Annotated in this window: 19 protein-coding genes; 12 read left to right on the plus strand and 7 right to left on the minus strand. The window is 38.8% G+C overall.

From position 1 onward, the window contains the following. The 4 genes from P9M13_02935 to folE form a co-directional block, all read left to right on the plus strand. On the plus strand, positions 1-1128 hold a 1128-nt coding region (locus P9M13_02935), incomplete at its 5' end, for a pitrilysin family protein (protein MDP8262241.1). Positions 1129-1147: 19 nt separating this feature from the next. Beyond that, positions 1148-4375 (plus strand): cyclic nucleotide-binding domain-containing protein, encoded by a 3228-nt coding sequence (locus P9M13_02940; protein ID MDP8262242.1) that lies wholly within the window; start codon positions 1148-1150, stop codon positions 4373-4375. A 61-nt stretch (positions 4376-4436) separates the two neighbouring features. Further along, positions 4437-4652: a DUF2180 family protein gene (locus P9M13_02945; GenBank protein MDP8262243.1), complete on the plus strand. Its 216-nt coding sequence runs from the start codon at positions 4437-4439 to the stop codon at positions 4650-4652. 100 nt (positions 4653-4752) lie between these two features. Further along, positions 4753-5295, plus strand: a complete 543-nt coding sequence (gene folE, locus P9M13_02950; GenBank protein ID MDP8262244.1) for a GTP cyclohydrolase I FolE — start codon at positions 4753-4755, stop codon at positions 5293-5295. A 239-nt stretch (positions 5296-5534) separates the two neighbouring features. On the opposite strand, the gene corA is transcribed toward folE, so the two are convergent. From corA to P9M13_02985, 7 genes are all read right to left on the minus strand, one after another. After that, positions 5535-6503: a magnesium/cobalt transporter CorA gene (gene corA, locus P9M13_02955; protein ID MDP8262245.1), complete on the minus strand. Its 969-nt coding sequence runs from the start codon at positions 6501-6503 to the stop codon at positions 5535-5537. Between the two features lie 15 nt (positions 6504-6518). Continuing rightward, entirely contained in the window at positions 6519-7418 is a 900-nt protein-coding gene (locus P9M13_02960) for a hypothetical protein (protein ID MDP8262246.1), read from the minus strand. Next, the gene (locus P9M13_02965) at positions 7415-8590 is read right to left on the minus strand and encodes a KamA family radical SAM protein (protein MDP8262247.1); all 1176 of its coding nucleotides are present in this window, start codon (positions 8588-8590) and stop codon (positions 7415-7417) included. Before P9M13_02965 ends, P9M13_02960 begins: the two co-directional genes overlap by 4 nt. Before the next feature lie 33 nt (positions 8591-8623). Continuing rightward, positions 8624-9106 carry a GNAT family N-acetyltransferase gene (locus P9M13_02970; protein MDP8262248.1) on the minus strand — a complete coding sequence of 161 codons (483 nt, stop codon included), beginning with the start codon at positions 9104-9106 and terminating at the stop codon, positions 8624-8626. A gap of 94 nt (positions 9107-9200) precedes the next feature. Further along, positions 9201-10256: an ATP-grasp domain-containing protein gene (locus P9M13_02975; GenBank protein MDP8262249.1), complete on the minus strand. Its 1056-nt coding sequence runs from the start codon at positions 10254-10256 to the stop codon at positions 9201-9203. A gap of 45 nt (positions 10257-10301) precedes the next feature. Continuing rightward, the gene (locus P9M13_02980; GenBank protein ID MDP8262250.1) at positions 10302-10742 is read right to left on the minus strand and encodes a hypothetical protein; all 441 of its coding nucleotides are present in this window, start codon (positions 10740-10742) and stop codon (positions 10302-10304) included. Positions 10743-11013: 271 nt separating this feature from the next. Next, positions 11014-11364, minus strand: a complete 351-nt coding sequence (locus tag P9M13_02985) for a hypothetical protein (protein MDP8262251.1) — start codon at positions 11362-11364, stop codon at positions 11014-11016. Between the two features lie 277 nt (positions 11365-11641). On the opposite strand from P9M13_02985, the gene eno reads away from it, so the two are divergent. The 8 genes from eno (at position 11642) to P9M13_03025 (ending at position 23712) form a co-directional block, all read left to right on the plus strand. Further along, on the plus strand, positions 11642-12916 hold the full coding sequence (gene eno / locus P9M13_02990) for a phosphopyruvate hydratase (GenBank protein MDP8262252.1): 1275 nt from the start codon (positions 11642-11644) through the stop codon (positions 12914-12916). A 208-nt stretch (positions 12917-13124) separates the two neighbouring features. Beyond that, on the plus strand, positions 13125-13427 hold the full coding sequence (locus tag P9M13_02995) for a septum formation initiator family protein (GenBank protein MDP8262253.1): 303 nt from the start codon (positions 13125-13127) through the stop codon (positions 13425-13427). 9 nt (positions 13428-13436) lie between these two features. Beyond that, positions 13437-14366, plus strand: coding sequence for a sugar ABC transporter permease (locus tag P9M13_03000; protein ID MDP8262254.1), 930 nt, complete (start codon positions 13437-13439; stop codon positions 14364-14366). Positions 14367-14470: 104 nt separating this feature from the next. Then, entirely contained in the window at positions 14471-15589 is a 1119-nt protein-coding gene (locus P9M13_03005) for a carbohydrate ABC transporter permease (protein MDP8262255.1), read from the plus strand. Between the two features lie 94 nt (positions 15590-15683). Further along, positions 15684-17513, plus strand: coding sequence for a DUF3352 domain-containing protein (locus P9M13_03010; protein ID MDP8262256.1), 1830 nt, complete (start codon positions 15684-15686; stop codon positions 17511-17513). A gap of 108 nt (positions 17514-17621) precedes the next feature. Beyond that, entirely contained in the window at positions 17622-18719 is a 1098-nt protein-coding gene (locus P9M13_03015) for a 6-phosphofructokinase (protein MDP8262257.1), read from the plus strand. Between the two features lie 162 nt (positions 18720-18881). Continuing rightward, positions 18882-22232, plus strand: coding sequence for a tetratricopeptide repeat protein (locus P9M13_03020; protein MDP8262258.1), 3351 nt, complete (start codon positions 18882-18884; stop codon positions 22230-22232). Between the two features lie 37 nt (positions 22233-22269). Then, positions 22270-23712: an alkaline phosphatase gene (locus P9M13_03025; GenBank protein MDP8262259.1), complete on the plus strand. Its 1443-nt coding sequence runs from the start codon at positions 22270-22272 to the stop codon at positions 23710-23712. Positions 23713-23767: the final 55 nt, after the last annotated feature.

Consider the following 23767-nt stretch of genomic DNA (forward strand, 5'->3'; position numbering starts at 1 on the left):
AGCAGGTATGATACTGAGTTTGATCTGCCTATAGGTATAGCGCATTTTGTTGAGCATATCCTTTTTAAATCATGCAAAAACATGACCTCGCAGGGAATATTCTGGGAGATAGAATCATGCGGCGGGAAGATCAATGCCGGGACAACACGCGAATATTCTATGGTGCAGGTAACAATACCGACAATGTATATGGATAATGCGCTTCGTGTTATTAAGGAGATTGTCCATAAACCGATCTTTAACAAGGATGCTATTGCAAAGGAAAAAAAGACTGTATTAGGTGAGATACGCAGAGAAAAAGATCGTTTTTCCGTAGTGTGGAATCTTTTCTATAAAAACCTATGGAAAGAACATCCCTTCCGCAACCCAATTCTCGGTGATGAAAAATCTATTAAGAAGATTTCCGCGCGACATATAAGAAAATTTTATGATGCATGCTACTGCGGATCTAACATGGTCATATCTGTTGCATCAAGCTTGACCGATAATACTGTACAGAAAAAGATAAAAAAGATTTTTACCACAATAAAAAAAGGAAAGGAAGTGCATCCTCAATGTGCCGCAGAGTCGAAAAGGAAGCGTAGAGGGGTGCATCTTAAGAAAAATATTCATCAAACACATGTTATCCTCGGTTTTGAAACATGTCACCAGTTCACTGAGGATCGGTATGTTTTACGCCTCATTGAGATAGCGTTAGGCGGAGACGGGTACTCGCGTTTATTTCGGGAATTGCGCGAAAAAAGACAGTTAATATATTCGATAGATATATTTTCATCGAATTTTGAGGATACGGGATATTTTGCGACCTATTTTGCTGCATTGTCCCGTAATGTTGAAAAGATTGTTCATGAAATATTTTCCCAGACAGAACAGATTCGCGCAAAAGGTTTAAGAAAAGAAGAGCTGGTATATGCAAAAGCCCAGTATCGGGGGAATATACTGAAGCGTTTTGAAACAAATCTTTCAGTGGCACGCATACTGGGAGTAGAAACATTATTAAGGGGTGAGTTTGAGGATTTTGATAAGGCAATCGGTAAAGTAGCTTCGATAACAAATAAAGATATTACCCGCGTCGCACAAAAATACTTACATATAGAAGAAGCGGTTATGATTGCCGTTGGCAGCTGAGGGGTTGAGAAATAATAATATGACGGAAGAAAAAAACAATAATCAGAAAAAATCATTTTGGACAATCCTCGCTGAACACGTTGATTTTTCACTCTTTAAGTTTTTAAAAGAATCCACGATTGAAGAAGTTTCATTTACTCCTCGTCGAGGAGAAAAATATCACATTATTAAAAATCCAAAAGAAGTGAAATATCTTCGTCTCAGTGATAAAGACCATTTTATTTTTGAACAGCTTGACGGGAAAAATACTGTTTCAGAGATCGTGTATGCGTATTTTATGAAATACAAAGCACTCGCGTTTGAAAGAGTTGCGGGCCTTATTGAGGAGCTTTACTCTAGCCATTTTTTAACTGCTAAACCCGTTAATGTTTTTAAAAAATTAAAGAATTATTTTGATCGGAAAACGCTCATTCATTGGATGAACGGTCTCAAAGAATGGTTCTTTCAAAAAACATTTCCCATAAATAATATTGATAACATATTAACTAAAATGTACAAGGGCGGGGTATGGCTCTTTTTTACCCGCTTTGCAAAAGTTTCCTACGTGATACTTTCAATTGTTGGCACCTTAATGTTTATTACTAATATTGTTCCCTCTGATCAGTATCATATCCTGAAATCCGGTGATTCATACGCGGTAGGTTTTTTTACTTTTTTAATGATCAGTATTGTTGTTATTTTTATACATGAAGGAGCTCATGCGTTTACCGTAAAATCATATGGCAGGAGTGTGCCAAAGGGAGGGTTCCTGTTTTATTTCGGCGCGCCATGTTTTTATGCTGAAACAAGCGATATATGGATGGAAAGCAAAACCAGAAGAATAGCGGTATCATGGGCTGGTCCGTACGCAGAATTGGTTATTGCCAGCACGCTTTCAATTATACTGTCTCTATGGCCAGCTAGTCCATTAAGCGATGTGCTTTTTAAGGCAACAATATTCTGTTATCTTGGCGTTGTACTTAATCTTGATCCGCTTTTAGAGTTTGACGGATATTTTATGCTTATGGATTGGCTTGAAATACCGCTACTAAGGAAAAAAGCAATTGATTTCGTAAAGAAGGATCTCTTTAAAAAAGTGGTACATAAGGAAACGTTTGAACGAGAAGAGAAAATATATACTGTTTTTGGTATTTTCTCTATCGTGTGGACAGCAATTGCGATCACGATCGCTGTATTGTTCCTAAAAATGCGTTTCTTTCAGATTTTAAGTGAGTTTGTAACCGGGGATAGTATCGGTATTAAAATATTCTCATTCATATTTTTTGTGTGTATTGTTGTTCCCCTGGCATTATCACTTCTCTGTTTTGTTCTTCTTTCATTGAGAAGGTTGTGGCGTATTATTATTGCTCGTGGTGTTCTTCAGAATCCTCTCAGTATTATTGCAACGTGTGTGCCTTTGGGTTGTTTTGTTATATTTTTGCCGGAAATACTGTATGGGTATACGACGCCCCAGTATTTGAGCGGAATGTATATACTATTGGGTCTTATTTCTTTCTATTTTTCTTGTAAGGCATGTGTGAATCTACACAAACCTTTGCAGGGTCTTCCGCTAGTATTTCTCAGCCTGTATCCTATATTGCAAGGCTTGATGGTATATGTGCCTGTCACATGGGTAACTCCGTTACATTTACTGACACTTCTACTAATTGTTATTGCACTGAGTATGTTTTTCTATAATGCGTTTATTGCGAAAAACGGTATAACTATTAGAGTGTTTTATTGTGTAGCTGTTATGGGCTCACTGTGCGTTGTTTTATACTATAAAATGTGTTGTTTTAATCCGCTGTTATTAGGGACAGATTGTTTATCTTATGGATCAATTATATTGTGCATAGTGGGTGCAGTGCTCCTCTTAAATGTTTTTGGGAAGAAGATATTTTATGTGTATCTTCTTTTTTCTGGCGCTTTGCTTATGCTTGCAGCTGGGTGCAATGAACAAGTCAACCATTTTGCAATTCCCTTGACATCACTTTTTGTAACAGTAGGGATATATATATATTATGTGACAGCGTGTGGTGTTAAAAATGTTGTTATGCAGTACGATCCGGTAACAGGAAATGACGAGGAAAGGTTTTCTCAGGGTTTCTCGGTTTTGCTTGGAAATGTTATAAAAGGTATAGGTGAAATGTCAGGAATAACGAATGAGCGTTACTTGAAAAGTATCATCGCTGATAATAAAAGAATAAATAATGAGGGAGAAGTACAAGCCCTTAAAGGAGTCTCACAGGTCAGTAAGCAGTGTGTTGGGCAGGGGGAAGCGCTTCTGAAAAGCAGTACGAAGCTGGTTGGGGACACTTTGGTTAAAAAACTGCTGTATGGAACTCTTGAAACGATGTACTGGGAAGACAGGGAAGTGGTAAACCACTATTTTACACGGTTGGTCAAAGATGCCCATGGGATTGCCTATGAGAAACGGTATTTGAAAGATGATCCTGAGGAAATCCTTAAACAGAATGAATTATTTAAGAATTTGCCGCATGAGGAGTTGCAGTATTTAGTGAACAGGTTCCGCGCTGAACGCTATTCTGATAATTATGATGTTATCAAACAGGGAGATAAGGGCGATAAATTTTATGTAGTTAAGACCGGTACGGTTGATGTGATCTACAACGACTCTGTGCAGGGAGAAAAAGTATTAGCTACACTGAAACGCGGTGATTATTTTGGCGAGATCGCGCTTTTAAAAGATGTGCCGCGTACAGCAACAGTCCGATCATCGTCGCCGGTAACGCTGCTGTCTCTTTCAAAAAGTGATTTTAACCATTTAGTAAAAAAATATTTTTCATTGATCAAGAATATTCATAAGGGGATTGGCGCACGTAAAGAACGAATTGATATAATAAGCGTTATACCGCTTTTTGCTGAGTTTTCATATCAACAGCTTGCTCTTATTTCTTTACGGATGAAGGAAGCAGAATTTGATAAAGGTGCATGTATTGTTTCACAAGGTGAAGTAGGTGATAAGTTTTATATAATTCAAGAGGGTGAAGTTGATGTCGCGGTACAGGACGAAACAGGAGAGATAAAAAATATATCAACCTTATATGACGGTGATTACTTCGGTGAGATAGCGCTGATACTGAAAGTAGCTCGTACAGCAAGCGTGACAGCGAGAAAGAAAACCAAGGTATTTCAATTAGAAAAAAATGATTTTGATGAAATGATCAAGAAACATCTTTTTGCGAATAAAAATCTTGAACAAGTTGCGACACGAAGATTATATAATGTAAATAAGCAAAAGACATAAATCGGTGAACGGTTTGCGTTGTGCGTAATGATAGAGAATAATTTTAAAGGGGAGGAACAATATGAATTGTTGGCATTGTGAACGACCGGCAATAGGCGCGTGTGTGTTTTGCGGGCGAGGGATATGTAAAGATCATATACAATCTATGCCTAATCCATTAACCATGTATCGCGGCAGCGATAACAAGCTTAAAGCGCTTGTTGTGCCTGATGCTTTGTATTGCGGAGTTTGTAAACCAAAAGAAGATCCCGTAGATATGAGTGAAATAGAGCAGTAAAAAAGCTCTAAGCTTTAAGCTGTAAGTGATAAGCTAAAACTTATTTATTGTTATTTCTTGATTCTTTGGGTATGGTAATTGTAATTATTAGAGGTGAATTATGCAGAAACATGTTGAAGAAATAATACGCGCACTTGGTGAAGACCCAAAAAGGGACGGTTTGTTAAAAACGCCCCGTCGGGTAGAAGAATCAATGCAGTATTTAACGAGCGGGTACAAGATTAACCCGAAAGATATTATTAAAGACGCTGTTTTTGAAGAGACGTACGATGAAATGGTTGTGTTAAGAGATATTCGCGTGTTCTCGCTTTGCGAACATCATTTACTTCCGTTTTACGGAAAATGTCACATTGCGTATTTGCCACAGGGTAAACTTATCGGATTAAGTAAACTTGCCGAGGTAGTTCAGATATATGCTCGTAGATTGCAGGTTCAGGAGCGGCTCACGGTGCAGATCGCTGACTGTTTGATGGACGCGTTAAATCCTCTTGGTGTTGGCGTTGTTGTTGAAGCGTTACATTTATGCATGGCGATGCGAGGAGTTGAGGAAAAAGATGCATCAGCGGTAACAAGCTCTATGCTCGGTGCATTCAGAAATGACCGCAGCACACGTATGGAGTTCCTCAGCCTCATCGGCAAATAACACTTCGTGTTTTTCACTTAAAATCTTATTAGCTAGAGAAATAAATAAGTGAGGCGAAGTGTCAGCCTACCATTCTTGTCAGGTATCGTTACGAAGGTGCATAAATACCTTTGAATGCAAGGCATGTGATTGAGTTTTTTTGCCACGTGAGCCGCGTTAGGTCGCGGCAACGTGGCCTTCACGCGGCAGACGTATTTAATGAACGTTAAAGAGTTTGTAAAATTAAGAGAGGCGAAGCCTCAGAACCAATTTTTGCGTTTGAATATCCACAATGCTGTTCCACAAATAAGCACCATCAATATCAGGGTGCTATAATATCCATACGGTGAATCAAGCCCGGGTATATGTTTAAAATTCATACCATAGATACCGGTAATTAATGTAAGAGGCATAAACACGGTAGCGATTACCGCAAGAGTTTTTACAACCTGGTTAGTCTTATTTGATACAACAGAAAAGAACAGTTCCTGTGTGCTGATGAGGATATCAACGCACGTGGTAATAGTCTCACTAACCTTAAAAAGCTTATCGTACACATCATGAAAATATATTTTCACGTTACTTTTAATGATAGGTGTAGCTTCGCGGATAAGTCGTGAAATGCTATCTCGTTGAGGTGAAGTGATTTTACGTAAATGCAGCATTTCTTTTTTTAATTTAAATAGTTCTTTTGATACATTTTCAGATTCATTCTGCAATACTTTATCTTCTACGACTTCAATACGATTATTTAAGCTGTCCAGAATATCGAGATACTTCTCTGATATTAAATCAAGAAGAATATAAAGCGTAAAATCAGCGCCAAGTGCAAGTGTTTCAGCGGGATTTTGTTTTATAACATCAAACGTTTCATTGACACCACGAACATCTTTTTTATGGAATGTAACAAGGTGGTTTTTTCCCAGAAATATGTTGAGGGGAACAGTTATAAGTCTTTTATTGTGGCTATCATACTTTACAGAGAAAAAAATAATAAAAATAGATTCACCAAAAAACACAATTTTAGGTGATGTAGGCGGTTTAATGCAATACTCGATTGCCAAAGGATGAAAATGAAACACTTCATCAAGAACAGCCAAATCATCAGGTGAAGGATCTTTAATGTCTGTCCAGGTGATATTTTCTGGTTGAGAAATAGTTTGTGAGAGTTGATCCGTTGGTAAATTAAATGATATTTTTCCGCTGCTATAAAGTATGGTAGTGATCATAATGTTATTGTCTCCTCATTCCTTTATACATTTTTTTACATGTTGCGTTATGCTTTGTATGACAGTTGTAACAATTACGTCCGGGACACCTTCGGGGTATATTGATTTTATACGCATATCACAAGGATCATTAACATAATCTACACAGACAAACATGTCCTTAGTGGATTTGCAAATTTCGGTTGAAAAGAAATCGAGTTTACATACCTCAGCTATGGAATCAACAATATCGTGCATGCCACTGAGTTTATACTTGTCTTCTTCAGTCGTTGTAACCATTTCATAAATATGAGTGCAATCATCCCACCAGCAGAGGATTGATGTTCCACAGCAGTAATACACTCTAAACCATGCGCGGTGCACACCCATGATGATAGGGTTAATATGTTCCTGTAGAAGATACTTATCATTGCCGAACTGTTTGCGTGCTTCAATAATATCATGCAATGACTCAGCGCCGATAACGACTCCTGTCCCGCCCCCGCCATTTGCAGGTTTTATGATGAATGGACGGCCTAAATGTTCCAGTTCGGTTAAATTTAGGTGAGGGTCCTTATCATATGGCGAAAGGATAACCGTGTAGGGAACATGTATGCCTTTTGTGAGAAATTCTAAGTGCATAGTTGCTTTGTCCATCGCGCGAAGAGTATTGCCAAATGCGTTTATTACTTTCGCATTACATTTTTGTGCAATAGAAATGAGAGGTAAAAACTGTGTATCGGCATCTGACGCGCGATCATACAAAACTTTAAATTGTAACTCACCGCTGTGTAATTTATCGAACGTCTCTTCTCTGTTAGAAGGCGAAACAAGGTATGAAGAAATATTATTTTTTATGCAGGTATCGTTAAGACGATGTATAAAGTCGTTGTCATATTCCCATTCCCACGCGATAAGCAGATCCACTGAATTCATATGAGAACCTTTTCAGAATTGTTCTCAGGGGTAGAAGTCAGAGCTTGATCTTTCTTGTTGCTTGGTTCGTGGTAGGTAAATTCTTTATTTTGAAAATTACGTAATGTCATAGCGCCTTTTTTGTATGAAACAACATAGTTTGGCGACAAAGGTATTTTTCCACCGCCGCCGGGAGCGTCTATAACGAGTGTTGGGATTGCGTACCCTGTGGTGTGTCCTCTCAATTTCTCCATGATATGAAGACCGGATGAAAGCGGTGTACGAAAATGTTCTGTTCCTACCGCGAGATCGCATTGGTAAAGATAATAGGGCCGGACACGAATTTTTATGAGCTCGTGCGTAAGCTTTTTTATTATGTATGCAGTGTCATTAACACCTTTTAAAAGGACAGTCTGACTTCCAAGCGGTATGCCGGCGTTTGCAAGCTTTGCACATGCGGTTTTAACAGCCGGAGTTATTTCTTTCGGATGAGTGAAATGGATTGATACCCATACCGGATGATATTTTTTTAATATATCAATAAGTTTGTCAGTGAAACGCATTGGCATAGTTACCGGGATACGTGTTCCTATCCTTATTATTTCAATATGCGGGATAGCTCTTAACTTTTTAATGATAGATTCAATCTTGTCGTCAGGCAAAAGGAAAGGGTCACCACCGGAAATAAGGACATCTCTGATTTTTTTATTTGTAGCGATATATGTATATGCTTGTTCGAGTCCTTGTTCGGATAAAATGTCTTCTTTTTTTCCAACAAGTCTACCGCGGGTACAATAGCGGCAATAACAGGCACAGGCATCAGTCACTAAAAGCAATGCTCTATCAGGATACCTATGGACAAGGCCGGGAACAGGGGAGTGAGAGTCTTCTCCGCACGGATCTTCCATATCAAATTCTGACACATTGAGCTCTTCAATACGAGGAATAACTTGTTTGCGTATAGGGCAATTAGGGTTTTTTGCATTGATAAGTGAAAAGAAATATGGCGTTATCGCCATAGGCATTCTTTTTTTCTGGCTTTTAATGCAGAGCTTTTCTGAAGGAGTAAGCGGTAGGAGTTTTTCGATCTGGCTGTAATTGGTGATTCTATTCTTTAACTGCCATTCCCAGTCATTCCATTGTGAAGGATCAGAATTATCGATTGCACGATGATCTGAATTGGTGTGTGACATCTGCCTCTCAAGCTCCTTTCCCTTATATATACTTTACTTTGCGAACAGTTTTCCGTATGTAATTCTGTCGTCATTTTTACAATAAAAATTTTTAATGCGAGAGAATTCAGTGTAGTGTTGTTTTAAATAAAATGTCCGTGTTTTTTCGTATGATGGTTTCGACGCGGTTTCAATTAAAAGCATGCGGCCATCTTTTTCTATGATCAGACTTTCAAGCTCTTTCATGAGCACCTGACCGACACCTTTACTTTGCCACAATGGATCTACTGCAATCCAGTAGATATAATATACACCGTGAGTAAACGGCGCGTGGCCATAACAAACATATCCTACAGGTGTCTCACAATCATCTATGTAACACAGAAACTCATAATCTTTTTGAGAGTGATCCTTTAAATAAATATCTAAGAGTTCTATCGCGCATTGTTCTTCTTCCGGCGTAAATGCGCGCGCATTTTGAATAACGTTACAAATTGCTTCGCGATCTTTTAATGTGACTTTTCTAATCTTTTTCACGTGTTTATACCGACACTTTATGTGTATTTTAAATGGAAGTATAAATTAAAAAAAATATTTATGCAAAGAATAAATAAGCACAGAACAAAATATTTTATATACTAACGGGGGCTAGGTTTTTTTGTGAAATTCTTGAAAGAGTGATACCAAGAATTTTATTTATGAGATCCTGATAGTTTATACCTTCTGCACGTGCAGCTTTTGGAAAGCAAGAGTTGTGTGCAGGGTTTGGAAGAATGCCGGGGAGTGGGTTGAGTTCGATAATATGCGGATCATTATTCTTATCAAGACGAATATCAATTCTGCACCAATCGCGGCATCGGAGAGAGTGGAATGCGCGAAGAGCTGTACCTTGAATGCGTGAAGCGAGTTCAGAAGAAACATCTGCCGGGCAGGCAAAAACAGGAAGCGGTTTATTGGGCTTGTCCCAAATCCATTTAGCTTCATAAGAATAGATTTTATGCGCATCACGAGGAAGTGCATCAAACATAATTTCTACCAGTGGGAGAGTTGTAGTATCAGAACCATTTCCAATAACTGCTATCGTAAACTCTCTCCCCGGAAGAAATTCTTCTATAAGCGCGGGTTGGCTGTATTCATTATGTACTCTGTCAATTTCTGTGCGCATCTGGGTTGTGTTGTTAACGAAAGATGAGTTGCGGATACCTTTCGATGATCCTTCCCATGCAGGTTTAACGAGTGAAGGAAAATGTGTCCACTGGCTGTATATATCGGTGTTTTGCGTAACAATCATATACTGTGGAGTTAATATGTTGTGTGCAGACAGTATTTCTTTTGTTCTGCTCTTATCCAAACAGATTCCGAGAGTTGTTGGATCACTTCCTGTGTAGGGGATACCAAGCATTTCGAGTATTGAAGGAATGTATGATTCGCGGTTTGGTCCGCCTTTCCCTTCGGCAACATTAAAAACAATATCAGGATTAATTTTTCTCAGCTGCGAGAATGCATTTTCATCTGCTTCTATGGGAACAACGGTATGATCTCTTGATAGAGCTTCAATAAGTGCATCGATAGTTTCAATATCGTCCCACTCAGCTTCTGTATCATCGTAAGAAGACATATCTTCTAATGACAACTTTTTTAGGTTATACGTAAGTCCTACAAGCATAACAGATGTCGTCCAGTCCATTAATGGTATATTAATGGAGTTATTAATATATGATGGCTATCGCAATTATTCTTTTGTTTTAGCCGGTTCTTTTTTAACGTCTACTTCTGTTTCTTCCTCAACTACTTCTTCGATATCAGGTAAATCATCTTCCGTAACAATTTCAAGGTATGTTGCGGTCATGGTCCCTGTAGGATTTATTTTGTATTCCCCGGCAACATTTTGTCCTGCTTCGAGCTCAGCTAAAGGGATTTCATCGAATTCACCCCAAATAGTCGTTGTTTTAGGATCAATATGAAGTTTAATTACTTTATCTCCTTCACTTTTAATTGAGACGTTATTTTTTGCCGGTTCAATGCTTACAACATTTCCTTGTATTGATATCAGTTCATCGGCAGATGCAGGAGCTGGAGGCCCGGGATTTTGTGCGCATACAGATGCAATGGTAATTAACGAGAACGCACAAAGAAACGCAATAGATACAATGCTACGTGATAATCTAAACATATAATCCTCCTTATTAAGGTTAAAAGTTTGTATATAACTATATGACGCATTAAACACATATTTGTTCTAAAAATATACTCATCACACGTAAAATAAGCAATAAAAATGTGAAAATAAATTAAGAGGTTATGTGTCTAGTCGTTATATTATTACTGCTGCGGCACCAAAAGTTCCACAGCCTCTTATTGAACAGTTAAAAGTAGGAGGGAAAATTGTTTTTCCTCTTGGCAGGTGGATGCAGAATTTGATTATTATTTCACAACCCCTTGTATCACTCTTTTTCTTCAACGCCATATGCGTTAATAAGTTTTTCGCGCATACTTTCCATGGGGCGCCATAATTCTTTGCCTACAGTGCCAATACCACTGCCAATACCTTTAGCAATATCTTTTGTCCTGTTTGACGTAGTTGTTGCCGCCATTTTTAGTTTGGTCATTATTCCGGGTTTTTTTGTTTTAATTGTTGCGGTAGTTTTATCTACAATTTTAATCGGTGGGGCCGGAGGGACTTCGAAGACGGATTGATAGGATACCGTTTCTGTTGTGCACCCCCAGAGAAGCAACGACATACTTATAATGAATGCTGCACATGATATGGTTTTGTAATATGTATTATTTTTCATAGTTTTAATAATGATCTAAAGCCATTCTAGTATCTGAAAGACCTGCTTTCCGGAGACTCATTTTTTTGATTACAAGCCTTATGTCATAATGTTAGAAAGAATTGTATAAGGAGTGAGTATTTTTGTCATTGAAAAAATACCCAAGAGTTATATATTGACTATCACAAATAAATACATATAATAAACCGGAGTATGTTTTTATACATTATGCTGCTTACTCAGTGGTTGAGAATAGTTGCTTACAGTCATTAATGCTTATTAAGAAAGGGGTTATGAAATGACATTTATCGTAGATGTAAATGCGCGTGAAATATTGGATTCAAGAGGTAATCCTACCGTGGAGGTTGATGTTTTATTGGAATCCGGGGTTTTGGGAAGAGCAGCTGTTCCATCAGGGGCATCGACCGGTGAACATGAAGCAGTTGAGCTACGTGACGGTGATAAAAAACGATATTGTGGTAAAGGGGTAAAAAAAGCAGTCGAAAATGTTGTGAATGAAATTTTTCCAAAAATCGAAGGATTTGATGCGGCTGACCAGCCCGGGCTTGATAAACAGCTTATAGAGTTGGATGGCACAGAAAATAAATCGCGTTTAGGTGCAAATGCAATGCTTGGTGTTTCTCTTGCCGCTGCAAAAGCTGCTGCCGCAACGAACGGTCTTTCACTGTATAAATACATCGGTGGCGTTAATGCTAAAGTGCTTCCTGTCCCAATGATGAACATTATTAATGGTGGTGCTCATGCCGATAATAATGTTGATATCCAAGAATTTATGATTATGCCAAAAGGCGCTTCAAGGTTCAGTGAGGCATTAAGAATGGGTGCTGAAGTTTTTCATTCATTAAAAAAAGTGCTCCACGCCAAAGGCCTTAATACGTCAGTTGGTGACGAAGGTGGATTTGCTCCTAACTTAAAATCAAATGAAGAAGCAATTGAAGTAATCTTAGAGGCAATTGATAAGGCGGGGTATAAAGCAGGAAGTGACATCTTCTTGGCACTTGATGCTGCAGCAAGCTCTTTTTATGAAAAGGGTACGTATGTCCTTAAAGCTGAACAAGGAGCGCGAAAAAGTGCTGATGAGATGATTGCCTATTACGCTGATTGGGTGAACAAGTATCCGATTGTTTCTATTGAAGACGGCTTGTATGAAGATGATTGGGAAGGATGGAAGAGGTTAACCGATGTACTTGGAAAGAAGATTCAGCTTGTTGGCGATGATCTTTTTGTGACAAATACAAAACGGCTCAAAAGGGGTATTGAAGAAGGTATCGGAAACTCAATTTTGATTAAAGTAAACCAGATTGGTACACTCACAGAAACGCTCGACGCGATCGAAATGGCAAAAGAAAACGGGTATACTGCTGTTGTATCGCATAGATCCGGTGAAACAGAAGATACGACGATCTCTGATATTGTTGTGGCAACAAATGCGGGACAAATAAAAACCGGATCATTGTCACGAACTGACAGGATTTGTAAATATAACCAGTTGTTGCGGATTGAAGAAGAACTGGGGTTGGTTGCCCAGTTCGGCGGCAAGCTGAAGGTTTAATCGAGCAGTATTAATGATAAAGCCCGCATTTTTTAGCGAATTTCGTAGCGAAGAGGCGTAACTGCCTGCGGGTGTAAGGCATGCGACTGAGTTCTTTGCAGGCGTACTTTTAGCACGTCGAGAAGAATAACGGAGCATAACACCGCAAGCGTAGGTATTTATGCCTCTGTAGTAGATATTAGATGAGAAATGCAGGGTGGTGTTCTTTATGAAGTTTTTAAAAAATACAGTATGGATATTTCTTGTTGTTGTCATGGTGGTTTCAGTGCTCTATTTTTTGTTTCCTGAAATAGCCCAGTACCTTAATTTTCTTGGTGATGACAAGAGATTATCGAGGCAAATTGAATCTGAAGAAACAAAGAATGTCGCATACAAAAAAGAAATAAAGGATTTACAGACTAATCCTGTGTATATAGAAAAGATTGCTCGTGAAAAGCTTGGTCTTTCACGTCCAGATGAGATTATTTATAAGTTTGATGCACAGAAAAAAAGTGAATCGTCAAAAGAGTAGGGTTTAAGCATGAAGAGTACCTTAAAAAGCTCTCTAAAGGAAGCTGTTGCGGGCTATCTCTTTGTCATGCCGAATTTCCTTGGTTTCTTGGTCTTTACTTCACTGCCGGTTGTTGCCTCATTCTTTATTGCCTTTTTTCAGTGGGATTTGATTACCGAACCAAAATTTGTCGGGCTTGAGAATTTTATTAATTTGTTGAGTTTTCATCATGAAAACGGTGCTATAGTCTCAAATGATCCTGATTTTTGGAAGTTTCTTGGTAATACCTTCTTTTTGATGTTAGGTATTCCTCTCAATATGGCAGCATCTCTTATTCTCGCCGTAATTATGAATAAAAAGCTCAAGGGTATCGTTATATTTCGAACGGTATATTTTCTTCCTTCGATATGTGCGGGCGTTGCAATTTATATGTTGTGGCAATGGATATATAACCCTGATTTTGGATTGCTTAATACCCTCATTAGAAAGCTATCTTTTGGCATATTTAATGGGCCTGAGTGGTTAACAAGTACTGCGTGGGCAAAACCCGCTCTTATTTTAATGGGCGTGTGGACAACAATGGGTGGCTACAATATGATTTTGTATCTTGCGGGTCTACAGGGAATTCCTCCGGAACTATATGAAGCGGCAGCGATAGATGGAGCAAGCCCGTGGCAGAAATTCCGGCACGTTACCTGGCCTATGCTGACGCCGACGACATTCTTTATATTTATTATGAGTATGATCGCGGGATTTCAAGGCGGTTTTGAACAAGCGTACATTATGACCGGTGGCGGACCTGCAGGGTCAACAACCACCATTGAATACTATATATTTAATAATGTATATGTATGGCAGCATATGGGTTATGCGGCAAGTATTGCGTGGATATTGTTTGTAATAATTTTTGTGATAAATTTATTTATCTGGAAATATGGTGGTAAAGTTGTACATTATTAATTAGTGATCCGTGGTTCGGTTATCGTGAATCACGAATTCAGCTTTAAGCTATATGCTATAAGAAAAAACATTTAGTTTGATTATCGGAATTTGGGGTTTAATGCATGGAAACAGTTAAAATAAAAGCGATAAATGTTGAAGCGTATCTGAAAAAAGATGCGACCTCAGCCATGTTAAAAAATATCGTGACCTATGTTCTCTTATCGCTGTTTGGTATGACAATGCTCATTCCATTTTTGTGGATGGTATCTACATCGCTTAAAGATACCGGTGCGATATTTTCGTTTCCGCCGAAATGGATACCTTCTGACACACGATATTTTTTAAAAGAGGGTGACGAGACTATTCGTGTAAGGCCATTAGGTAAAGTTGATAAAGATAGTGTTAAGATAAAAATAGTTGAAGGTGATAGGGTAAATGAAATTATAATTATTCCAAAAAAATCACTTATTAAAGAATGGAAGTTAAATATTTTATGGGGTAATTATGTTCGTGCTTGGAAAGCTATACCGTTTGGACGGGGATATATTAATTCTTTGATATTAACTTTGACGGTTACTATCGGACAGGTTTTGACAAGTTCTATGGCTGCTTATGCGTTTGCTCGGTTGCAGTTTCCTGGTCGTGATAAGCTTTTTTTAGCGTATCTATCGACTTTAATGATTCCCGGTGTTGTAACACTTATACCTGTTTTTATCCTTTTCAAAGTGATGCCTGATGCGTTGAATTCAATATTTCATACAACGTTTTGGACAAGTGATTTGTATATCGGTAAGTTTTATGTAGGAAAACCAATAGGGATCGATTCATATTTTGCGTTAATTATGCCGGGGCTCTTTACTGCATACGGCACTTTTATGCTGAGACAGTTTTTTATGGGGATACCTGTTGATCTAGAAGATGCTGCAAAAATTGATGGGTGCAGTCTTTTCGGAATTTATCTGAGAATTATACTTCCCTTATCAAAACCGGCTCTCGCAACACTGGTTACCTTTACATTTATGGGGCAGTGGAAAAATTTTATGTGGCCGCTTATTGTTGCTAACAGCCAGGAAATGATGCCCCTGCCGGTACTTTTAGCGTCATTTAAGGGGCTGTACAGCACTGATTGGTCTCTTTTGATGGCGGGCGGTATTATAGTTCTTTTGCCCATGATCATAGTTTTTGTGTCATGTCAGAAATATTTTGTTGAAGGAATACAATTAGGTGCGCTCAAAGGATAAGCAATATGTTGTGTGTAATATATTGCGCTTGACAATATTGAAGTATTGTGACACTATCTTTTGTGTAAAATAACAATAATTAAAGGAGAGAATTATGAAAAAGATAGTTGGTATAGTTATCGGCGTTCTCGTTTTAGCAGTTGTGATTTATATGATCATTCCAAAGGGTGGTGTAGTGGTAGCCGGTAAAGGGCTCGAAAACTATGTCCCGAAAGAGGCGGTAGCCTTTTATAGCATAAAGAACTTGGAAAGTTCATGGAAAGATATTAAAAACTCAGATTTCTGGAAGCAGCTTCAATTGATACCTGCTGTACAGAATTTGAATGCCGGACAAAGTATTAATGCGCTTACCTCTGCATTGAAAGCAAATCTTGGTGTGGATATAAATGAGAAGACGGTAATGGATCTGATTGGAAAAGACCTTGCCATCGCTATCGTTGTTGGGGCCCGCAATGACCCAGAACCAAAAGTCATTGTTTTGGCAAATATCGGATCTCAAAAAACTGCGTCGAATACCGTAAATTCACTTATCAGTAAAGCGAAAAGCACTGCGGGCACATCTGTTTCAAACTGGAAATACTCTTCGGTTGAGTTTACGAACGTGAAAAGCACCGATCCAACTGCTCCAGAGCTTAACTATGCGCTTATCAATAACACCCTCGTTCTTGGAGTTGGTAAAACAAAATCAGCTGTTGAGAAAGTTGCTGATCTTGTTACAGGGAAGTCAAAGGATTCAATTGCTCATAGCAAAGGTTACGCAATAGTTAATAAGCTTGCAGCCGGTGCCGGTAGAAATATTATTGGTACATTCTATATGGATTTTGAGAAGATTTCACAAACTGTCGGTAAAATCAATCTACCTATACCGGGTGGTGCTGTACCGGCAAACCTCGGTGCTCCACTATCTATATTGAAGAATATCGGTGGCGTTACATGGATTGATCAAGGGATTAAGACAAAAATTATTGTTACGCCTAATAAAGCAAACATGGATGAAACTACAAGAACCTTATGGGATGTAAAGCCGAAAAAGGCTGAGTCATTAGCATTTGTCCCTGAGGGAACTGTTTTGTACAGTGTATCAAACTCACTTGATGTAGCAGGTATGTGGAAAATGTGGAAAAGCAACATAGCAAAACAAGCACCTGATCAATCAAAAGCTATTACCGATGCATTAGCAAATGCTGAACAAACTATGGGAATGAGTATCGAAAATGATATTCTTGCCTGGATAGGCGATGAAATCGCTTATACCTTTAATGAAGTGAATGTTGAAGGTGTATTTCCTATTCCGAAGATGTCACTCATAGTTAAAGTAAAAGATGAAGAAAAGGCGCGAACATTTTTAAGAAAACTAGTTGATCTTGTTAATGAGCGTGCATTAGCACCCGCAGCTACTGCTGCTGCAACTACAGCTACTGCGCCACCGTTTCAACTTAACCTTGAAAAAACAAGTTACTCTGGCGTTGAAATTGATTCAATAATGGTTCCTCTTGTGGGAAAAGGACTTTCCCCTGGTTATGCGGTTATTGATGGATTTCTCGTGATTAGTACCAGTGCAGCAACATTAGAGAAAATGATTGATATAAGTCAGAAAAAAGGCACTTCGCTTACGAATGATGTTAATTTTAAAAAAGTCAGTTCTGTTGTGTCCGGAAAAGTGAATCAAATGGGATACATTAATACTGAAAAGATATTTGATACCGCAATTGATATATGTAACTGGGTTATTTCATTCCAGCAGTTAAACATTCCCGGAACAGGCGTAACGCCGGATCAGATTAATGCTACCAGAAGCATGTTAAGCGAAACAGTAATTCCGGTTTTGAGATGTTTAAAAGCAGTAAAAGTCGTTGGAATAAGCACTATATATACTGAGGATGGTATCGAACAAAATATTTCAACACGCATAGATGATATTTAATATACACTGATGATTATACAAAGTGATACATAAGTGTAACAATGAAAAGCGCCCCGATACATCGGGGCGCTTTGTGTCTGCGTACAAAAAACAAGATTAGGGGTAGCTATGAACAATAATAAGAGAAGGATAGGAGTTTTAACGGGAGGCGGCGATTGTCCCGGGCTTAATGCAGTAATACGTGCAGTAACAAAATCAGCAATTACTGACCATGATTATACGGTTATTGGTATAGAAGATGGATTTTTGGGTTTGTTAGAGGATCGTACGCGAATACTTAATAACGATGATGTATCAGGAATATTACTGGCCGGGGGAACTATACTTGGCACGTCAAATACTGCAAATCCTTTTTCTGTTCCGTGTAAAAAAGGCAATAAAATTGTTAAAGAAGACCATAGTGACCGTGCAGTTAAAACGTTGAAAAGACATTCAATTGATGCCTTGATCTGTATTGGTGGTGATGGGACACATGCTGTTGCACATAAAATGGCCCAACTTGGGGTAAAAGTTGTCGGTGTGCCAAAAACGATTGATAATGATGTGTACGGTACTGACATAACGTTTGGTTTTAATTCTGCGGTTTCAGTGGCTACTGATGGTGTCGATAGATTACATACAACCGCTGAATCACATCACCGTGTTATGGTATTGGAAGTAATGGGAAGATATGCCGGCTGGATTGCGCTTGAAAGCGGCATAGCGGGTGGTGCTGATATAATTCTTTTACCGGAAATACCTTTTAATCTTGATGCTGTGTGCAATAAAATTAAAGAGAGAAGAAAACACGGTAAACGATTTAGTTTAATCGTTGTTTCAGAAGGAGCTCATCCAAAAGGTAAGTCACTTACGGTAAAAAAGGTTATTAAGGGAAGTCCCGATCCGTTACGTTTAGGTGGCATAGGGCAAAAAATTGCTGATGATATTGAAAAGAAGATTAGGATTGAAACTCGCGTTACCGTTTTAGGGCATTTGCAAAGAGGAGGAACGCCTACTCCTTTTGATCGAGTGTTAGCTACACGTTTTGGTGTTGAAGCCGTGCAGCTTATTGCCAAAGGTTCATATGGTCGCATGGTTGCCTATAAAAATGATGATATTATTTCAGTGCCTATACATAAGGTAGTATCCAAACTAAAAGTGGTGCCTAAAAGCTCTTCCATTATTAAAGCTGCACGAGCTGTTGGCACAACTTTTGGCGATAGATAGGGGAAATGTGCTTTTTTTTCGTTGAAAAACTGAGAAATAACCCTTTACAAATGTCCTATTTTAGAGCGACAATCAATACGAAAAAGTTGTTACGTATACGTATTTTTATTTTGTAAATAAACATAAAGATTCTATCCTAACCTTTAAGACAAGAGGTTACACATGTATAAGAAGATCTTCTTTGTATCTTTAGGTGTTTTTGTTTGTTCGATTTTTATATCAAAATATTTAATGAGCGTTGCCTCTCAAGGTTCATTGGAAGAATGCCAAAGCCTGATTCAATCAGGGCAGTATGAGAAAGCGCACACCCTTATTTCTCCTCTCGTTGAAAAAAATTCCCGGGATATTGATTATCTTAGTGCGTATGCACTTATACTAGATAAAAAGGGTGATGGGGAAAATGCTCTTGTTCAGTACAACAAGATAATTGAACTTGACCCTGAAAATGAACAGGCACAAGTGAGAATCGGCACTTTGTCAATGATGCAGAATAAATTCGATGACGCGATAGCTTCTTACCAAAAGGTGCTTGAGAAGAACCCCCAAAATGTTGAAGCAATGAGTGGGGTTGGAAGCGTCTATCTGTCGCAAGGTGATACAGAAAAAGCCCTTGAGAAGTTTAATGAAGCGCTGTCAGTAGATGATACAAATATTACCGCAATGACCGGTAAAGCCGAAGCGCTATCGAAAACAGGTAAAATCGCTGAAGCACAAGAACTATTTAAGATTTCAATTGAGGCTAAGCCAGATGATAGTGGATTGCTTATGGGGTACGGCGAATTGCTTGAGAGAACAGGAAAATTATCTGAGGCCAAAGAAGTATTTGAAAAAGCATTAACCATAGAACCCCAATCATCATTAGCGTTAATGGGGTTAGGGAACGTTCTTTATAAGCTGGGAGATACTGATCGGGCGCTAACAATATTTCAAGATAGAGCAAAGGAAAATCCGAATGATGTGCCATTGATAATAAAGATAGCTTCAATACAAAGTGATCAGAAAAACTACGAGGAACCTATTGAAAAACTACAGAAAACATTAGATGCACATCCGGATAATGTTTCTCTCTTATTAGCGTTAGGTGATGTATACCTTGCAAAAGGGGATTATGATAATGCCTTAGCACGTTTTACAAAAGTGAGTGAAATAAACAAGGATAGTATAGAAGGATATATCGGAAGAGGTAAAACATATTTTAAGCAGGGTAATGTTGAGGGTGCTATTAATGAGTTCAAAAGTGCCGCGACTATGAAACCTAAAGATAGTAAGATATATGTTGAATGGGGAAAAGCATATTTAAGTGCGGGGATGTTTTATGAAGGGATACAGGAATTACAAAAAGCGTTAGAAATAAGTCCTCAGGAAAAACTTCTCCATTATTATGTTGGGTTAGGTTTTTTGAATGGTGGGTTTGGTGATGTTGCTGTAGAAGAATTTAAGCTGGAGTTAGAGTCAAACCCTGGTCATTCTTTGAGTCATCTTAATTTAGGTTTGGCGTATGCGCAGTTAGGAGACACAGATGCGGCAGAAAAAGAATATAAAAAAGCACTTGAGATTGATCCTCAACTTATTGATGCTTTATACAATTTGGCCCTTTTGTATGCAAAGAGCGGCAAATCAGATAAGGCGGTAAAAGGATTTGAGAAACTATTAAAATTGCGCCCAAATGATGTTCCTACTCTCTATAATCTCGGTATTCTATACGCGAAAGCAAACAATGCTGATAATGCGATCGATACATTTAAAAAGGTTTTAGAAATAGATTCCCAAAACATTGATGCCCGCGATAATCTTGCCGTGCTATTTGAGGGTAAGGGTATGATCGACGATGCGATTGCTCAATATGATGCAATTCTCGCTGTGCCAAACCTGGCATCCCCGGAAGTGATCTACAATAGTATGGGCATGTTATATTTTAAAAATGGTGACATGGCCAAAGCTGAAGAAGCTCTGCAGAAAGCAATTGAGTCTAAGCCCGATTTTACTGAGGCGGTAACGAACTTAGAGTCGGTGAGAAAGAAGATGGGGAAGCCTGCGGAGGTCCAAATTGCTAAAGCAGCTCCCACACTTGTTGAAGAAGAAAAAATACCTGTAGCTAAAACTACACCTGAAGAGGAGAAAGAGGTTGAGGATGAATCTGTCTCACGTGCAAAGGAACATGTTGTATTAGGTGAGATATATTTCGATAAAGGTGAGTTGGACAGCGCACTCTATGAGTGGAATAAAGCATTAGCCCTTGAACCTGACAATCAGGTGGTAAAAGATAAGATTGCTATGGTCGACCAGTTGAAGAGGAGAGACGAGGAAAAGGTCCAAGAGGAAAAGCAAGCGCGTATGATGGCTGAGGAGCAAGCGCTCAAAGAAGCTGAACAAAAGCAACAAATAGCGTCGTATCTAGAATCAGGACAAGCAAAAAGTGGTAGCGGTGACTTTGAAGGCGCTATTAGTGAGTGGGAAAAAGCGCTTGCTATAGACCCTGCGAATGAAATTGCTCTAAATTCGATACAAAACGCAAAAGAAGTTGTAGTGGTAGAGGAAAAAGCGCGAGTATCCGAAGAAGCACAGCTTGAAGATGAGCGCCGTCAGGAAGATGAGCGACAAAGTGCATTAAAAGGGCAAGAGGTTGATAATTACCTATCTACTGCCCGTATATATTTAGAAGAAGGATACTTTGATGAGGCAATTCAAACGTGGGAACAAGTGCTTCAGGCTGATCCTGAAAATGCTGAGGCAAAAAGCGGCATTGAGGAAGCACGTGCAAAAATGGCATCCGCGAAAACGGCTAAAGACGAGACACGACCCTCTCTTGAGGAAGAAAAAGCTCCCAAGGAAGAAGAATCTGTTGCTGTTATTTCTCCTCTCAGAGCTAAGTTAAACAAACAGCGGATAAAAGATTATCTTTCAACCGGTGATGTTTTTGTGCAGGTAGGCGATTTTGATGAAGCAGTTAAGTTATATAATAAAGTTTTAGAGATCGAGCCTGCTAATGAAATAGCTTTAAAGAAAATTGCAGATGCTCAAAGTGGTGGCGGGCTTGCTCGTGAGAAGAAAGAAAAACAGGACGAAATGAGACGTTTCGAAGAGGAGAAAGCCGCACAGAAACAGAATATAGAGAAGAAGGTAGCTGGACTATTAACTGAAGGAGAGGTTAAATTTAACAGAGGAGAGTTCAGAGCTGCAATAGATATATGGACCGGGATACTTGAGATAGATCCGGTAAACCAGATTGCAAAAAAGAAAATATTTGAAGCAAAAGAACTAAAAATAGCTCAGGATAATAGAAAACGTAAAGAGCTGGAAGCAAAAGAATTTGCAAAAAAACGTGCGCTTTTGAGAATAAAAGAGGCACAGGCAAAGAGAAAGAAAGATTCAGGACATAGGCAGGCTAAGAAAAGAGGCTCAAGAAAAAAACATCATCTTGCTAAAAAGAGAGATGCGTTTCTTGATGAGAGCTATTTAGAGGAGACACTGGGAAGTATTACTGGTAGTGATGAAGTTATTCCCATGGATTGATATAAAACAATAAATTAAGAGTTATATGGAGGCTAAAATGAAGAGAATAATGGTAGTTGGTGTTTTTATTAGTCTGTGTTTGGCTATAGTTGCTGCTCCCTCTCACCAGAAGGCATGTGCGGAAGAAACAACAAAAGCAAAGAACATAATTCTTGTTATGCCTGATGGTATGGGATTTGGTTCTCTCTCGTTACTTATTGATTATTCATATCTGTATAAGAAAAAGCCGCTGTCAATTAATACTGTTATGGAAAAGGGTAACACAGGGTATTGCGTTACCAGTTTATTGAAGTATGTGGTTCCTGAAGGTTGCGCGGGTGTAACTGGTGTTGCCACAGGAGAAAAAACAACACCGGTAAGATTATCAGTCAGTCCAAACGGAGAAAGGCTTCAGACAATAGTAGAGTATGCAAAGGAAAGAGGAATGAAAACCGGTGTAGTTACAACGGGCCGTGTGTCACATTATGCAAGCAGCGCATTTCTTGCCCATGCTAAAAATAGAAAAGTAGAAAATGAGATTGCCGAACAGGAAACACTTTCAGGTGTAGATGTGCTTCTTGGCGGCGGCCTAAGGCATTGGATTCCGCAGGGTAAAAAAGTAAGTGATATTGCTACTATATCAAAAAAACTTGGAGCGGACACTCTGTCAAAACGAGAAGATGATAAAAATTTGATAGATCAAGTGAAAGAAAAGGGTTACGAAGTTGTGTTTACTGCAGAAGATATGGCCAGTGCCCGAGGGGATAAACTCATAGGGCTTTTTTCTGCAAGTGCACTTCCTTTTTCTATTGATGGGCGTTCACAAGAGGGTCTATCTAGTCCCAGTTTGAGTCAGATGACAAAAAAAGCGATAGAAGTATTGAAACAAGATGATGCGGGATTCTTACTCATTGTTTCTGACGGACTGCTTTCACAGCTTCTCCATGAAAATGATCCCGCGGGAACATTAGCACAACTTGTTGAGGTGGATAATGCGGTTAAAGAAGCGGTTGATTTTGCGCGCACTAATCCTGATACACTCATACTTGTTGCGTCACCACGTGACGTGGGTGGTGTCGCATTTTCTGCGCACGAAGACAAAAGTTTGCTTATAGAGAATGATTTTGGGATCCCTAATGATTTTGCAAAGTTGGAGCTGCAGAAGAAATCATCCAATGCATTATTTAAGGATATGGGAAAAGAACCTTCAAGTGCAAAGATAAAGAAAGTTATTTCTGAGTCAACTGCATATGATTTATCAGGTGAAGAAGCAATGTGGGTCAGAGTGTTTCCCGCAGATGAATTTTTCCCTAAATATATGGGGTATCCTTATGGAGCACTTGGGAAAATTCTTGGGAAGAAAACCGGTATTGTATGGGTCAGCCAATATAATACTGCGCTTATGACACCTATTTTTGGCATGGGACCTGGTTCACAACGTGTTAAAGGAATTAAAACTACTACTGATATCTTTCACATAATGAAAGATGCGATAAAATAAATCCTGTATAACGTAACTTTTATGTCCGGCTTAAAAAGAAGATCCATTTAAGTCG

This window comes from Candidatus Ancaeobacter aquaticus, assembly GCA_030765405.1.
Lineage (GTDB): Bacteria > Auribacterota > Ancaeobacteria > Ancaeobacterales > Ancaeobacteraceae > Ancaeobacter > Ancaeobacter aquaticus.